The organism is Photorhabdus hainanensis, from assembly GCF_018448965.1.
GTDB classification, from domain to species: domain Bacteria; phylum Pseudomonadota; class Gammaproteobacteria; order Enterobacterales; family Enterobacteriaceae; genus Photorhabdus; species Photorhabdus akhurstii.
This window is the reverse complement of record NZ_RCWD01000007.1, coordinates 57124-71422: the sequence shown is the minus strand read 5'-3', so window position 1 is coordinate 71422 and position 14299 is coordinate 57124. Positions and strand designations below refer to the sequence as shown.

Annotated in this window: 18 protein-coding genes; 11 read left to right on the top strand and 7 right to left on the bottom strand. The window is 42.5% G+C overall.

Annotated elements, in window-relative coordinates; translation table 11 throughout:
* Position 1: 1 nt before the first annotated feature.
* The 5 genes from EAE92_RS06250 to cpxR form a co-directional block, all read right to left on the bottom strand.
* On the bottom strand, positions 2-589 hold the full coding sequence (locus EAE92_RS06250) for an acyltransferase (RefSeq protein WP_246545033.1): 588 nt from the start codon (positions 587-589) through the stop codon (positions 2-4).
* An 18-nt stretch (positions 590-607) separates the two neighbouring features.
* Positions 608-1657, bottom strand: coding sequence for a Gfo/Idh/MocA family protein (locus tag EAE92_RS06245; RefSeq protein ID WP_214067440.1), 1050 nt, complete (start codon positions 1655-1657; stop codon positions 608-610).
* 13 nt (positions 1658-1670) lie between these two features.
* Positions 1671-2981 (bottom strand): nucleotide sugar dehydrogenase, encoded by a 1311-nt coding sequence (locus tag EAE92_RS06240; protein WP_214067439.1) that lies wholly within the window; start codon positions 2979-2981, stop codon positions 1671-1673.
* A gap of 402 nt (positions 2982-3383) precedes the next feature.
* Positions 3384-4754 (bottom strand): envelope stress sensor histidine kinase CpxA, encoded by a 1371-nt coding sequence (gene cpxA / locus EAE92_RS06235; protein WP_214067438.1) that lies wholly within the window; start codon positions 4752-4754, stop codon positions 3384-3386.
* Positions 4751-5446 (bottom strand): envelope stress response regulator transcription factor CpxR, encoded by a 696-nt coding sequence (gene cpxR / locus EAE92_RS06230; RefSeq protein WP_214067437.1) that lies wholly within the window; start codon positions 5444-5446, stop codon positions 4751-4753. The genes cpxA and cpxR overlap by 4 nt, the downstream gene beginning before the upstream one ends.
* Before the next feature lie 157 nt (positions 5447-5603).
* Here cpxR and cpxP point away from each other — a divergent pair, with 157 nt between their 5' ends.
* Positions 5604-6095 carry a cell-envelope stress modulator CpxP gene (gene cpxP / locus EAE92_RS06225; RefSeq protein WP_214067436.1) on the top strand — a complete coding sequence of 164 codons (492 nt, stop codon included), beginning with the start codon at positions 5604-5606 and terminating at the stop codon, positions 6093-6095.
* A gap of 230 nt (positions 6096-6325) precedes the next feature.
* On the opposite strand, the gene EAE92_RS06220 is transcribed toward cpxP, so the two are convergent.
* Positions 6326-7294, bottom strand: coding sequence for a phage integrase (locus tag EAE92_RS06220; protein ID WP_214067435.1), 969 nt, complete (start codon positions 7292-7294; stop codon positions 6326-6328).
* 66 nt (positions 7295-7360) lie between these two features.
* Complete coding sequence (locus tag EAE92_RS06215; RefSeq protein WP_036773984.1) at positions 7361-7654, bottom strand: helix-turn-helix domain-containing protein; 294 nt, start codon at positions 7652-7654, stop codon at positions 7361-7363.
* A 196-nt stretch (positions 7655-7850) separates the two neighbouring features.
* On the opposite strand from EAE92_RS06215, the gene EAE92_RS06210 reads away from it, so the two are divergent.
* From EAE92_RS06210 to EAE92_RS06165, 10 genes are all read left to right on the top strand, one after another.
* Complete coding sequence (locus EAE92_RS06210) at positions 7851-8141, top strand: Cox family DNA-binding protein (protein WP_036811329.1); 291 nt, start codon at positions 7851-7853, stop codon at positions 8139-8141.
* 10 nt (positions 8142-8151) lie between these two features.
* The gene (locus tag EAE92_RS06205) at positions 8152-8358 is read left to right on the top strand and encodes a hypothetical protein (RefSeq protein ID WP_214067434.1); all 207 of its coding nucleotides are present in this window, start codon (positions 8152-8154) and stop codon (positions 8356-8358) included.
* Positions 8359-8501: 143 nt separating this feature from the next.
* Positions 8502-8861, top strand: coding sequence for a DUF5347 family protein (locus tag EAE92_RS06200; protein ID WP_214067433.1), 360 nt, complete (start codon positions 8502-8504; stop codon positions 8859-8861).
* A 73-nt stretch (positions 8862-8934) separates the two neighbouring features.
* Positions 8935-9129 (top strand): DUF2732 family protein, encoded by a 195-nt coding sequence (locus tag EAE92_RS06195; RefSeq protein WP_166304595.1) that lies wholly within the window; start codon positions 8935-8937, stop codon positions 9127-9129.
* Positions 9122-9343, top strand: coding sequence for a TraR/DksA C4-type zinc finger protein (locus EAE92_RS25195; protein WP_172908271.1), 222 nt, complete (start codon positions 9122-9124; stop codon positions 9341-9343). The genes EAE92_RS06195 and EAE92_RS25195 overlap by 8 nt, the downstream gene beginning before the upstream one ends.
* A 4-nt stretch (positions 9344-9347) precedes the next feature.
* Entirely contained in the window at positions 9348-10163 is an 816-nt protein-coding gene (locus EAE92_RS06185) for a DNA adenine methylase (protein ID WP_339959353.1), read from the top strand.
* On the top strand, positions 10160-12289 hold the full coding sequence (locus tag EAE92_RS06180) for a replication endonuclease (RefSeq protein WP_214067431.1): 2130 nt from the start codon (positions 10160-10162) through the stop codon (positions 12287-12289). The genes EAE92_RS06185 and EAE92_RS06180 overlap by 4 nt, the downstream gene beginning before the upstream one ends.
* A 417-nt stretch (positions 12290-12706) precedes the next feature.
* Entirely contained in the window at positions 12707-12949 is a 243-nt protein-coding gene (locus EAE92_RS06175) for a hypothetical protein (protein ID WP_172908274.1), read from the top strand.
* Between the two features lie 34 nt (positions 12950-12983).
* Positions 12984-13286 (top strand): helix-turn-helix domain-containing protein, encoded by a 303-nt coding sequence (locus tag EAE92_RS06170; RefSeq protein WP_214067430.1) that lies wholly within the window; start codon positions 12984-12986, stop codon positions 13284-13286.
* On the top strand, positions 13261-14205 hold the full coding sequence (locus EAE92_RS06165; protein WP_172908276.1) for a reverse transcriptase family protein: 945 nt from the start codon (positions 13261-13263) through the stop codon (positions 14203-14205). The genes EAE92_RS06170 and EAE92_RS06165 overlap by 26 nt, the downstream gene beginning before the upstream one ends.
* The last annotated feature ends 94 nt before the right edge of the window (positions 14206-14299 follow it).

Genomic DNA, 14299 nt, shown 5'->3' with positions numbered 1-14299 from the left:
ATTATTGAATGCGCACGACAATGTTGTTATTGAGCTGATAAATATGATGGGTGTGCGGGCAGGTAGCTGTCGCCTGGCCGTGTAGCGGTAAATCTAATTGCTCGCCAAATTCACTCATCCAGCCAATTTGTTTGGCCGGCACCCCCACCATCAGGGCGTAATCGGGGACATCTTTATTCACTACCGCGCCGGCGCCAATAAAGGCATAGGCGCCAATGGTGGCGCCACAAACAATGGTACAGTTGGCGCCTAAAGTGGCGCCTTTTTTTACTCGCGTATCTTTATATTCACTCTTTCTTTCAATCAATGAGCGGGGATTATACACATTGGTGAACACCATGCTGGGGCCACAAAATACCCCGTCTTCCAGATGAACGTTGTCATAGACCGAGACGTTATTTTGTATTTTACAGTGATTGCCGATGGTGACTTGATTGCCAATAAAGACGTTTTGTCCTAAAGAACAGCCTTCGCCAATTTGAGCGCCAGAACAGATATGGGTGAAATGCCAGATGCGGCTGTTTTTCCCGATTTGTGCTCCTGCATCCACAATGGCGCTGGGATGTATCATTACGTGTTCCGCTGACATGAGACCGGTTCCACAGGTTTAATAGGTTAAAGGCAAAGAAATGGTTTTATTATCTCTGGCGGATAAATAGGCGGCGATTAGCAGCTCTAAGGATTTTAAGCCTTCCCGGCCGTCGGTTATCGGTTTGGCTTCGCCCTTCATCACCTCAATGACATTTTTATAGTAGAGCGGGTGTCCAAATCCGTACACCGACGTCGTTTCGTAATTAGCGGCTTTGACTTGCCGGTCATACTCTTTTTCGTCAGCGAAATGCCACTCCTGGATTTCATTGACGGCTAAACCCCCCACTCTGACGGTGCCTTTTTCGCCTAAGATGGTGATGGAGCCTTCAAGGTTCTGAGGATACGTGCACATGGTAACGGCCATTGAGCCTAATGTGCCATCCCGCCAGCGGATATTGAGTACCCCGGTATCTTCTGTTTCGATATCCAGGTGGGTCGAGGTCATGGCCTGAACATCTTTGACCGGGCCGATTAGCCATTCAATTAAATCCACATAATGGCTCGCCTGATTCATGAAGGCGCCGCCATCAAATTCCCAGGTGCCCCGCCAGGCGGCCTGATCATAATAGTCCTGGGGACGGGTCCAGAAAACGTTGAGGTGGACCAGGTGGATTTTGCCAAACCGTTTTTCACTGACCGCCCGTTTCAGTAATTGCAGGGTGGCGTTTAAGCGGTTTTGTTTGACGACGAAGAGGTGTTTTCCGGCTTTATCCGCCGCTTTAACCATGTTTTCTCCCTCAGCCAGCCGGGTGGCCATCGGCTTTTCGGTGACGACATGAAAGCCTTTATCAAAGCAGGCTATCGCCTGTGCCGGATGCAGGCCGGAGGGGGTGGTCAGGATAATGATATCGGCGGTGATGTTATCCAGCATCGTCTTTAAGTCGCTAAAACCCGGAACGCCGGTTTTTTCTACCGCCGCGTTTAATGCGTCTTGATCGTTATCACAGACGGCCACTAATTCGGCCGTTTCTTGATGTATTTCCAGAGAATTGAAATGATTTTTAGCGATCCGCCCACAACCGACTAAAGCAAATCTTATCTTTCTGTCTTTGATAATACTCAGCATATCTTGTCCTAAGTTAAGCTTTGATAATGTTTCTGTGATGGGGTGCATATTTGCCACGGGTGTCGACGACTAATTTGGCGTTATTGATAATTAATTCATAATCAAATTTATCGTGATCGGTGGCTAAAATAACGCAGTCGAAGTCTTTGAGACTATTTTCCGTGAGAGGGTGGCTGATTAAATTAAAATGATGTTCCCGCATTTTCGGGAAGACTGGGACATGCGGATCCGCATATTCAATATTGGCTCCTAATCCTCTTAATTTTTCCATAATATGCACGGAGGGACTTTCTCGCATATCATCCACATTCTTTTTATAGGCGATGCCGAGAATTAATATGCGGCTGCCATTAATGGATTTATTCGCTTTGTTGAGGGCTAATACGGTTTTATTGACCACATAATCCGGCATGGAGGAATTGACTTCACCGGAGAGTTCAATAAAGCGGGTATTGATACCATATTCTCGGGCTTTCCAGGTTAAATAGAAGGGATCAATCGGAATACAGTGGCCGCCTAATCCGGGGCCGGGATAATAGGGAACGAAGCCGAAGGGTTTGGTTGCCGCGGCTCTAATCACTTCGTGGATATCAATGCCCATTTTATCGGCAACCAGTTTCATTTCGTTGACCAGGCCGATATTGACCGCCCGGTGGATATTCTCCAGCAGTTTTGTCATCTCGGCGGCTTTGGTTGAGCTGACGGGAACAATCTGGTCAATGGCGGGTTGATAAACCGCGATCCCGGCTTTTAAGCAGTTTTCAGTATGACCGCCAATAACTTTAGGAATGGTGCGGGTTTCGAAATCGGGGTTGCCGGGATCTTCCCGTTCGGGTGAATAGACCAGAAAGATATCCTCCCCGACGGTTAATCCGCTCTCTTCAACCCGGGGGAGTAACTCTTCTTCCGTGGTGCCCGGATAGGTGGTGCTTTCTAAGGAGAGGACTTGCCCGGCTCTTAAATACGGTTTTACCCTGTCGGTGGTGTTAATGACGAAACTGATATCGGGTTCACGGTATTTATTTAACGGCGTTGGGACGCAAAGAATAATGGCGTCGCATTGAGTGATTTTGGTGAAATCCGTGGTGGCTTCAAAACCGGTCTTTATCGCGTGACTGATTTTGGCTGCGGGAATATGTTCAATGTAACTTTGGCCGTGATTTAATTTATCTGTTTTTTCTTTATCGATATCGAAACCAATGACGTTAAAACCGATATCGTTATATCTGAGCATTAACGGTAAGCCAACATAACCCAGGCCAACAATGGCAATGGTGGCGGTTTTATTATCAAATTTCTCGGTGAGAATGTTGAGTGAGGACATATTTTGCCTTTTAAGATGATGACTTAAAAAATAAAATTTATGAAAGTAAATTACATTTGGTTTTTAATAGGATGTTATCTATTTTCATAAGTTTTATTTGGCAGGTGAAACTTTAACAAGCTTTTCAAATAGATTTTGTAAGATATATTTCTGAAATAATAAATAAGGTAATAACAACGCTACCGCACTAGGTTATTGGTTCCCAGAACTCCATAGAATCTTATAATTTTATCTATAGTTTTGATTTTTCAGTGCTTTTGTCTGCTGTAATAGAAAAGCAATAAAAGATAAGTGTTTTTAATGAATAACAGGGGAGGTTAAACCGTCAGACTCGCCGGGTCAAGTATAAATAAAATTTATTTGTTTAATAAATTTTTATAATAAGGTTAGCAAAAATCTGTATTACCGGCCATGAAGAGGTAGCCAAATAACCAAGCGTAAGCCACCGAGTGGGCTATCCTCAGCACGTACCCAACCGCGGTGCTGGTTAATCGCGGTTTCAACAATGGCTAAACCAAGGCCAGTGCCGCCGGATTCTCGATCGCGGGCTTCGTCTGTACGGTAGAAAGGGCGGAATATGTGTTCGCGGTCTTCCGGGTTGACGCCCGGGCCGTCATCATCAACGGTAATGGTGATTCCTTGATTATCGGTGTTAAATGCGACCGCAATATGGTGGTGGGAGTAGCGTAAGGCATTACGCACGATATTTTCAAAAGCACTGCCAAGTGCTAATGGGTTGCAGTAAATTGCCCAAGAACTCGGTGGTAAAGTCGCTTCAAGGATTTTGTCCATTTGTTCGGCTTCGAAGCGGGCATTGTCAAGAATATCGTGCCATAAATCTGTCATTTTGATGTTTTCTCTTAACAGTTCATTTTTATGCTGACTGCGGGAGAGCACTAACAGATCGTTAATCATACTGTCTAGCCGTTGGGCTTCTGTCTCAATTCTTTCCAGCTCTTTACTCTCGCCATGACGGCGGCGGAGTAATGCTGTGGCAAGTTGTAGGCGGGTGAGCGGTGTGCGTAGTTCATGGGAGATATCGGAAATTAGCCGTTGTTGTGCGGTGACCATTCTTTCCAATACACTGATCATTTGGTTGAAACTGTTACCGGCGGCCAGAAACTCTTGCGGGCCAGCTTCCAGTTCTGGGTGCTGACGTAGATTACCTTTAGCAACATCGTCGGCGGCATTTTTTAATTTGCGGGCAGGTTTGGCTAAACTCCATGCCAGCCATAAGAGGAGGGGCGCGCTGATTAACATCGTGGCAGTTAATAGTAATAGTGGCCGGTCAAACATCAGATTAATGAAATCCGATTGTGGGCTATTCGCTGGACGAACTAAATAAAGTTGATAATGATCTTCTCCATCTCGAATGGAAAAGGGTCCTAACATTTCAGAGCGGCCATATTTTTTCTTTTTCGGGTGATCGGCGTTATCTGATTGTCCAATAAAGTTGCGGACAACTTGCATTTCGCTTCTTTGTGCGCCAATCACTCGTCCTTCGCTGGTGACCAGTATCAGGCGCTGGCCTGGGGGGGCCCATTTTTCAATCGCGCGAAATAAGCGGCGCCACCAAAGTAAATCGTTAGCGGGATCTTGAGCTAATTCCGCTTCGATATGTTGTTCCAGCATAACTCCCTGTCGGTATTCATTTTCCAGCAGAGAGGTTAGTTGTCTGGAATCCAGTTTCGGCACCATTAATACCAACATTAGGACTAACGCCAGAGTAAACCAGAAAATTGCGAAGATGCGTGCCGTTAAACTGTTTATCATGTCATAGACACCATTAAATATCCTCGTCCACGTAAAGTTTTAAACCAGGGTTGACCATCTTCCCGCTCAGGTAATTTACGGCGCAGGTTAGAGATATGCATATCGATTGCTCGGTCAAACGGGGTGAGTCGTTTACCTAATACTTCCTGGCTCAAATGTTCGCGGGAAACAACTTGACCTAAATGTTGAGTTAGTAAATAGAGCAAGGTAAATTCGGTACCGGTTAAATCGAGAATCTGATTAGCGAAGCTGGCTTCCTGTCGGCCGGGGTTCAATTGCAGGTTATCGACCTGAAGCGTAGGTAGTCCACTGTCTGTTTGTTGCTGCTCACTCCAGTTTGAGCGGCGAAGAATAGCACGTATACGCGCTACTAACTCACGGTCATTAAATGGTTTGGCAAGATAGTCATCCGCCCCTAATTCTAGTCCCAGAACACGATCCAAATCGCTTCCTCGCGCTGTCAGCATAATGACTGGCGTTTGATGATGTAGACGCAGCTCCCTTAATGTCGTAATGCCATTTTTACGCGGCATCATAATATCGAGTAGTAGTAAGTCGATCGAATCGTCAAGGAATTTTAATGCCTGCTCTCCGTCATGAGCGATCACAACGTTAAATCCTTCCATTTCAAGTAATTCTTTTAATAGTGATGTCAGTTCACGGTCATCATCAACTAATAGGATTTTATGCATCGATTACTTCCTCCAAGAACAAAAATACGATAACAAACTTTGCTATTCCACGACTTTACGTTCTTTTACAAGCCTTTGACGCTAGTTTGCAGCCGCGTAGGTATAGTTGTCCACATTGGACCTAATAGCATCGTTCGGGGAAACGAGGAGTTGTTTAATGCGTAACATAGCAGCGTTAGTTTTAGCGTCAATGTTTGTTCTTGGCTCGACAGCATCTTTAGCTGGAACAGCAAGTACAATACACGCTGCTACGGTACCCGATAATTGTGCGCCTTGCGATTATAAAAATGTAGGAAACTATCATTATCGTAATAATGATGCGGGTGACAATGACCATATGTTCAGCGGTATCACTTTAACTGAGCAGCAGCGTCAACAGATGCGTGATTTAGTAGGGCAGAAACATCAACCACGTTCATCGATGTCGATGAGCCGCACAGAGCGAGAAGAGATGCGCAAGCTGGTCACTGCGAAGGATTTTGATGAGGTGGCAGTAAAAGCCCTGATTGAGAGGATGCTCAGATGTAATGTGGAACGTCAGGTAGAAATGGCCCGTATTCATCACCTGATGTACCAACTGTTGACGCCTGAGCAACAAGCACAATTGGAACAGCATTATCGGCAGCGTATGTCCCAGTTACCGAACTGATTTGTAATACCCATAGCAGCAAAGTAGTAGCAAATAAGAATTTTTCCTTGCCATAGACACCATCCCTGTCTTTTCCCCCGCCTTATGGCGGGATTTTTTTATCTGGCTAAGATTAATTCACTTTAAAATCAACCAGATAAAATTTTTACAAGCAACTGTAAGTAGCGTGGAAATTTTCAAGTGTGGACACTAGTGTGGACACTTTTGAGTGCTACGGTTGCTTATGATTGCTAAATTTCCATGCCGCCATTCAGTGGGTTTAACGTGATTGCAAATTGCAAATAGTCGGGTGCCAGATGAGCATACGCCATAGTTTGTTGTATATTGGCATGACCGAGTATTTGTTGCAGTGCAACAATGTTTCCACCTTTCATCACAAAATGACTTGCGAATGTGTGGCGTAGAACGTGCGTTGCTTGTCCTTCTGGTAAATCAGGTTTTATTGATTTTAACTTTGTACGAAAGCTTTCGTAATCAACGTCAAATAATTCCCCTGACTTCTGTTTGATTTCCTTTTCTAACTCTTTTGATATCGGAATAGCTCTTTGCTTGCCATTTTTGGTTTTTAAAAATGTCACTCGGCAACTCTTTACTTGGGCGCTTTTTAAGGTTGATGCTTCTCCCCATCTGGCACCCGTGCTGAGACATAGCAGCGCAATTTTTCTTTCATCCCCTGATAGTACTGATAACAGAGTTTTGACCTCTTCTTTTGTTAAAAAGGTCATTTCTGGCTGTTTTTCCTTTAACGGGGGTAATCCATTCAGTGGGTTGCTACCGCTAAAAACTTCAAGTTTTTGCAATGTCGTTATCATTCCTGATAGACGATACATATCCCGATTTATCGTTGACGCTTTGATCCCATCAGCCAGGCGATTACTGCGGTGTTCCAGTAAAACATGTTTGTTAAGACGGTTTATCGATGGATCATTTAACTGCCTGATTGTCTTCATCAGTTGTCGTTTTTCTATAGTGCCGTTCTCTGCGGTTTGTCCGTGATATAGCCACCATAAGTTCAGTAAATCGCTAAGGTCTCGTCTACTAGTCCTTGCACTGAGTTTTTGAGCATTTGCCATTGAATGACGTTCGAAAGCAATAGCTTCTGTCTTCTTGTTGAATGTTCTCCTGATGCGATTTCCTTGTCGCCCAAGAGGTCTAATGTCCACCATATAACGACCATCATCGAGCTTCTTAATTGGCATAGTGAAGCCCTCCGATGCAACAAATTGATTGACTGTCGATCCAGTCGATTAATTCCTCATGTAGTGTTAGCCAGTTTTCCGGTCTGAGTGGTGTGACGTTTTGATGTCTACACCATCAGGGGAGAGAGTTGGGCTAATTTGCCCAGATTCTGGGGCAATCTTTCCCGTCATTAGCCAGAGTGTGTATTTTTCAAATTTGGGGTGATTGGTAATTTGTAGGACGGTGCTTAATCCAGGCGCGGTGTGTTCACCTTCGTAGTTTTTGAGAGTGCTTAAGGCAATGCCTGTTAATTCACTAAACTTCATCTGTGTAAGTCCTTCGGCTTTACGTATAGCCCGAATTTTTTGTGACATGTCCATAGTTGACAGGTTCCATTTCTAAGACTAAACTCCCTCAAAAGGTACCATATTTAAGACCTTTTAAGGCGCAAAAACCCCTAAAGATGCCCTTAGAAGCAACTATAGGCGTTTGGTCTAGCCAGATTAGCAAACGAGTTGGGAAATTACGAGGTTCTTAATTGACCACTACTGAGTGTTATAGAAAGGAAATTGATGAGTGATGGAAAAAAATTCAGATGGGTACATGCAGGTTTATTATCCAGTTGATGCAGTGCCCTATCAGAAGTTTGCTGAACTGATAGGAAAAACTCCGAGTGCTGTTAAGGGAATGATTGACAAGAGTAAATTACCAATTATTCCGTGGCAGATACCAGAGGCGCCAGAGGGAGTAAAAACTCGTGGAGAAAACTGGGTTTATTTACCTGAGTTTAATAGAGGAATGCGTGACGCATATTTGAACCGCCCTAAAGAATTACGTGATGCGTGGTTATTGTGGGTTGGATTGTAAGGTGAGTGCAATGACTCAAATACCGGCATTAGAGGAATATAGAAAGGGACGGGTAAAATTTGGAAAATTACTTATTCGACCTTTACGCAAGAACGCCGTAGTTCAGATTACTCAATATCAGGTCAGTGATGGAGAATACTCTTATGGTCAATTCGATTCAAAAGAGCAGGCTATCAGTTTTGCAAGGCAGCTTTACGGGAGAGAAATCAATGAATGAATTAATGAAAATTCCGCATAAATATAAATTAACTGGCGATGATTTCAAAAAGACGAATCATTACAAATATTTCATGATTTCGGTAATTGGTTTGGCAACTGTGATATTAACCCCGTTATTAATTTTTATTTACAGGTGATAAAATGGCAAATACAGAACCGTGCCGTGCTGTTGTCTTAACACTGGATGAGAAAATCGATGGCCTCAATAAAACGTCTGAGGCGCGTAATCGGTATTTTTGTGATGATAAAGAAAATAATAACCAATTGGCCGATTTCATTGAAACTATGCGCGATCGCACAAATAACCGCGTTAGAAACAATGAACGGGTTTTGCATTTGATTTTTCACTTGGCAGGTTTTGATAAAGAGCGTTATCACGTCAAGTTTAAGGAGTTAACAATAGAGGAACGGCGATCATTAATACTGGCAATTAATCAACTTCGGGCTGTGGCATCTATATTGCCAGATAAATTGGCATTGCCAAAATCAACCCAGTATTAATTTAAATCATAATTTAAGAAATTAATGCGTAAATTCGCAGGGGTTTTTATTACCTAAAAATAGGAGATAAAAAATGAATATAGAGCAATTAATTAAAAGAAACAGAGAAGACGAACGCAAGATATTAGCCGAACGTTCTTCTTCACGTCTGTTAAAAATCGCGGCGCATATTGTGGCAAAGAAATTGGATTACGCCGCGTCATCTGCATTGTTGAACAGTGAAGCCGAGAAAATAGAACACGAAGCACGGGAGCTGGAGAGTGTCTAGGGAAATCGACCGTGCTTGCCAACATGCTGAGAAAACGCTAGAGCGCAGAATATCAGAGCATGTAAACCGCTCCGTCGGTGTCTCTGCGTTGGAATGTGAAGAGTGCGACCAACCTATCCCCGTGGAACGCCGGATGAGTATCGCCGGAGTCATCCGCTGCGTCGCATGTCAGGAAGTTTTTGAACTGAAACAGAAGCATTATCGGAGTATATGAATTGGTGAATAAAACTATTTTGAAATGGGCAGGCTCTAAAATTCGCATTATGGATAAATTGCTGCCCCATCTGCCAGCAGGTCAACGGTTGGTTGAACCGTTCGCAGGTTCATGTTCTGTAATGATGAATACGCAATATGATGCGTATTTAATTGCAGATGCTAATAGCGACTTAATTGATATGTATCAGTGCATCAAAGAGAATTGTGATGGGTTTATAAATGCTGCGCAAGACTGGTTTTCGTATTTTAATAGTGAGCATGGGTTTTATTGTCTGAGAGCTTTATTTAATTCTGATGATGAAAAATATAAATCGCAGATATGGCGCGCATCGGTATTTTTATTTCTAAACCGGCATTGCTTTAATGGCCTGTGTCGTTATAACTCAAAAGGTGAATTCAATGTGCCTTTTGGGAACGGTAAAAAACCTTACTTTCCCGAAGTAGAAATATTGGTGTTTGCTGAGAAATCCAAGATTGCTTCTATCCATCGTGCCGATTGGCGCGAAATATTGAAACTGGTTGATTTTGGGGATGTGGTTTATTGCGATCCGCCTTATTTCACTAAAGGTGTTAATTTTACACAGTATTGCAGAAATGGCTTTCTTCATAATGACCATCAGGAGCTGGCCGCTTCTCTGAAACGGCTCAATGAATTATTGGGCGTTCCTGTCACAGTGTCCAACTCCATTGAAGCCAAAGAACTTTATGCCGATTTGGGGTTCACTATCCATGAAATCGAAGCACCACGCACCATTGCCGCCAATGGCAATCGTCAGCCAGTAATAGAAATTATTGCGACGCTAGAGGCGAGTGCATGAGTGAGTTAATCGACTTGTTGCAGGAGCACAACAGCGATTACCAGCAGTCAAAACGCCTGCAATATGAGATGTTCAAGCCCGGTTTGCCCGGCGAGTCAACGTTAGCTGAACAGATCATGTGGCAGGTAAACCCTGATGATTATGACTGGCGTCATAAAATTATCGGTGATATGCCCGATTTTTTGGCGCTCTATTTTGCTACCCGGTACAAAAAAATATTTATTCAATCGGGGGGTAATCGTCGTCGTGCTAATACGTTTTTGCGCCAGTTTGGCGAGAACGTATTACCACGGCTGAATAAAGTCACTGAACGCTATCAATTCAAGGATCAGGTATCCGGCGTTACCCCGTTCCCCTTTATTGAGCAGTTAGAGCGATTGGTTACGTTAGAGCGTAAGGATATCAAACAGCTTGCCTGGGGAATTTCCCATTTTATGGCCGAGAACTACGAAAATACATCGGCTCAGTATGTCAATCAACAACCTGCGAGCGAGCAAGACGCCAGAAAGCGTTTGATCCGTATCTATGAGTTATTGGCAAAACTGACTCAACAAGCCGGCACAACAGCCCCTTACTGGCAGCAGTTCACCAAAGGCAGGGAAGGTGCCACCGTCGATCAATTGTGTGCCGGCCTGCTGCGCATGATGTCGGATAAATGGTGGTATGTCCGCTTGAAAAGAATGCGTGACATTCGCGCCGAGCATATGGCTATTGCGGTAGGCCAGGTGCAGAAATCAGCCTCTCCCTATGTTTCCCGTAGTACGCTGCGTGAATGGTTGGAACAGAAGCGCCGTAATTGGGATTTTATCAAACAGTTTGATGTTGAGAATGAACAGGGCGACAGGGTACCGCTGGAAGATATGGTACTCGGTAGTGTGGCTAATCCCGCCGTCCGCCGTAGTGAATTGATGGTGAGAATGCGCGGTTTTGAAAATCTGGCTGACGAACTCGGCTATGTTGGTGAGTTTTATACCATCACCGCGCCATCAAAGTATCACGCTGTCCACAGTGTCGGTGGCTTTGTTTCAAATTGGAATGGAGCTAGTCCCCGTGATACACAAAAATATCTGTGCAACGTCTGGGCGAAAATCAGGGCGGCTTATTCCCGTGCGGGGATCAGCGCCTTCGGTTTTCGTGTAGTTGAACCTCACCATGATGGTACGCCGCATTGGCACATGTTGCTGTTTATGCGTCCTGAACATGTCGATGAAATGCGTGACATCATGTGTTATTACGCCCGGTTGGAAGATTCAGAAGAATTACAGGGGCAAAAGGCACTAAAAGCACGATTCCATGTGAAGCCCATCGATAAAGCGAAAGGTTCGGCTACAGGCTATATCGCTAAGTACATTTCTAAGAATATTGACGGTTACGCGCTGGATGGCGAAAAGGATGGGGAAACAGGCCAACTTCTTAAGGATATGTCACGGTCTGTTTCTGCCTGGGCCAGTCGTTGGCGTATCCGGCAGTTTCAGCAGATCGGCGGTGCGCCCGTTTCAGTTTGGCGCGAATTGCGTCGTTTGAGTGGTGATGAGCAAATCTTGTCTGATGTAGATATGGATAATGTTCGATTTGCTGCGGATGTGGGGGACTGGTTCGCCTATACCGAGTTCCAGGGTGGGCCTCTGGTTGCGCGAAAAGATTTAACCGTGCGGTTGTCCTATGAAATCACCGAACAAGGCAATTCTTACGGCGAAGATGTATTGCGTATTTCCGGTGTCTACTCGCCTCGCTTGGGCGATTCCTCTTCTTTTATTACCCGTACTGTTAAATGGAACATTGTTCCCAAATTTAACGCTGATGTTAAGGGCGTGGGTTTGGGGTTTTCTGGCGGCTTTGCCGCCTCTTGGAGTTCTGTCAATAACTGTACGGGGGGTGACAGTACGGCCAGAGGCGGTGATCTGTTAGTGGAAAAAGTTATCGATTATGCGGATTCAATCGGCATGGATTTTAGCCGGGCTATGGCGAAGTCATTAATCATCGGAGGAAAAATTAATGTAGGTGAGCAGTCGTTCAAGTTATGGACGGATGGCAGTTTTATTCCGATAGAGACGGAACGGCAGAAAGAAGCACGTCGCGATTTGTTGTGGCAGCGGATTAAGAATATTGGTGAAATTAGACGGTGATGGTGAAATAATAAAAGGTAATTAAATCAATTAAATGAAGATGCAATAATAAAAAAGTTGCCATGTGGTCAACTTTTTTATTGATCTAATGCCTAACTAACACCATACTAATCATCGGACAAGGTGAATCACCTTGGTGCTCTTTAAAAGTTTGCCTGTATTGAACTAGTAAGTGGCTCTTTTGAGTCGATTGTCAAATGACGATCTATTTATCCTGTGCGAAAGTTTCTATGGTACTTTCTTCTTAGCCAAAGTAGTTAAGCTACGATGAGAAGTAGATTATTTATCGACTGGAGGGGAAATATTACATATTTCCCCAGATAAAGTGGCCTGTGTTATCCATTTCATTTTCTTTCGGTTCAATATTGTTTTGACGACTGGTGCAATGTTGCACTGAAGAAACAAAAAGGCATTTTTATGAAAAATGAAAAACTTTTAAAGGAATCCATTGAGAGTCTAAAGTTACTTTCTTTGGAAATGCATGATGAAATGGGTAACAGCAAAATTAATGAAAGACTTCAAGAAACCATTGAAAAGCTGGAGTCATACAGGGATGCTAAAAGTGTATCTGTCAGTGAAATTTTAAAGCTGGTTGGTGATGCACTTAGATTGATCCCTGCTGTGGCTGCATTACTTGATGTGTTGTCAAAGTTAGATTAAGTTTGCAGCGGGTCACTAAAATCTGGAGATTATCATGAACATAGGTAGAGCATTAGACATTTGTTTAGAAAGAAGAAGAATGTCGAAGTCTGAATTAGCCAGACTAAGCACACTATCGAAATCCTACCTTACTCGGTTAACAAATAATGAAAGAGTTCCTAACCTGGAGACTCTTGAAAAAATTTGTCATGCTTTGAATGTTCCCCTTAGTATATTTATATTTTTATCATCAGATAATTCAGAGATGGAAAATATAAGTCAATCTTTAAAAGATAAAATGGATGGTATTCTTCAAGAGTTGCTAGAGGAAGATGATGAAATTCAGTTACCAAAATAAACCAATATCTAGTATTGATTCATTAGCAAAAGCCTTATCAATATCCGTTGATGAATTATTTTATTTATACAATAATTCAGATAAGTTTTATTATGTGGCGAAAATTGAACCAAAGCCAGATGGTTCTTTTAGGAAAACATATGATGTAAAAACAAGATTAAAAAAAATTCATGAAAAAATAAATACTAATATATTAAAATGCGTAAAATACCCAGATTATTTACAAGGTAGTTTAAAAGAAAGAGATTTTTTAAGTGATGCGAACAAGCATACTAACAAAAAAATAATTATAAAAGAAGATGTAAGTAATTTTTTCCCAAGTATATCTAAGAAAATTGTTTATCAAGTTTGGGCCATTTTTTTTAATTTCACACATGAAGTTTCTGAAATGTTGTCAGAACTAATAACTTATAAAGGCTTTGTTGTTCAAGGTTGTAAAACAAGTAGTTATATTTGCAATCTAATATTATGGAATCGTGAGGAAAAATTAGTAAATGAGTTTAAAAAAAGAGGATTTATTTATACAAGATACGTAGATGATATTCATGTTTCTTCTTGTAATATTATAAAGAAAGAAAATAAGAGATATATAATCAATAACATTTATAAATTAATGTACAGTGTTGGAGTAAGACCTAATAGGGAAAAACATAGTGTAATGCCAAAAAGTGATGTACAGACTGTACATAACGTCAATGTTGATAAAGCAATACCTTCTTTCCCTAAACAAAAAAGAAATAAGATTCGTTTAGGTGTTTATAATTGTGAGAAATTATATGATATAGAAAAACATACTGAAAAATATAGGAAGCTTTATTTTCGTGTTTTAGGACAGATAAATATGATGAAAAGGCTTCACGAGAAAGAGGCTCATAAATTGATACAACGCTTAAGAAAAATAAGACCTGAAAATATTTAATTCTTTCAATAAAAATAGCACCTACATGCACAAATCTGCAAGACCAACAAAGGATTTTATACTCCACGAAGCGCCAGCATTGGTACCCTTCCTA

Bases quoted from the DNA above. Each gene is read 5' to 3' on its own strand.
- EAE92_RS06180 (WP_214067431.1), top strand. From the start codon at position 10,160: ATGAGTGAGTTAATCGACTTGTTGCAGGAGCACAACAGCGATTACCAG.
- EAE92_RS06165 (WP_172908276.1), top strand. From the start codon at position 13,261: ATGATGAAATTCAGTTACCAAAATAAACCAATATCTAGTATTGATTCA.
- EAE92_RS06215 (WP_036773984.1), bottom strand. From the start codon at position 7,654: ATGGACATGTCACAAAAAATTCGGGCTATACGTAAAGCCGAAGGACTT.
- EAE92_RS06205 (WP_214067434.1), top strand. From the start codon at position 8,152: ATGACTCAAATACCGGCATTAGAGGAATATAGAAAGGGACGGGTAAAA.
- EAE92_RS06245 (WP_214067440.1), bottom strand. From the start codon at position 1,657: ATGCTGAGTATTATCAAAGACAGAAAGATAAGATTTGCTTTAGTCGGT.
- cpxA (WP_214067438.1), bottom strand. From the start codon at position 4,754: ATGATAAACAGTTTAACGGCACGCATCTTCGCAATTTTCTGGTTTACT.
- cpxP (WP_214067436.1), top strand. From the start codon at position 5,604: ATGCGTAACATAGCAGCGTTAGTTTTAGCGTCAATGTTTGTTCTTGGC.
- EAE92_RS06175 (WP_172908274.1), top strand. From the start codon at position 12,707: ATGAAAAATGAAAAACTTTTAAAGGAATCCATTGAGAGTCTAAAGTTA.
- EAE92_RS06170 (WP_214067430.1), top strand. From the start codon at position 12,984: ATGAACATAGGTAGAGCATTAGACATTTGTTTAGAAAGAAGAAGAATG.
- EAE92_RS06250 (WP_246545033.1), bottom strand. From the start codon at position 589: ATGTCAGCGGAACACGTAATGATACATCCCAGCGCCATTGTGGATGCA.
- EAE92_RS06240 (WP_214067439.1), bottom strand. From the start codon at position 2,981: ATGTCCTCACTCAACATTCTCACCGAGAAATTTGATAATAAAACCGCC.
- EAE92_RS06200 (WP_214067433.1), top strand. From the start codon at position 8,502: ATGGCAAATACAGAACCGTGCCGTGCTGTTGTCTTAACACTGGATGAG.
- cpxR (WP_214067437.1), bottom strand. From the start codon at position 5,446: ATGCATAAAATCCTATTAGTTGATGATGACCGTGAACTGACATCACTA.
- EAE92_RS06195 (WP_166304595.1), top strand. From the start codon at position 8,935: ATGAATATAGAGCAATTAATTAAAAGAAACAGAGAAGACGAACGCAAG.
- EAE92_RS06220 (WP_214067435.1), bottom strand. From the start codon at position 7,294: ATGCCAATTAAGAAGCTCGATGATGGTCGTTATATGGTGGACATTAGA.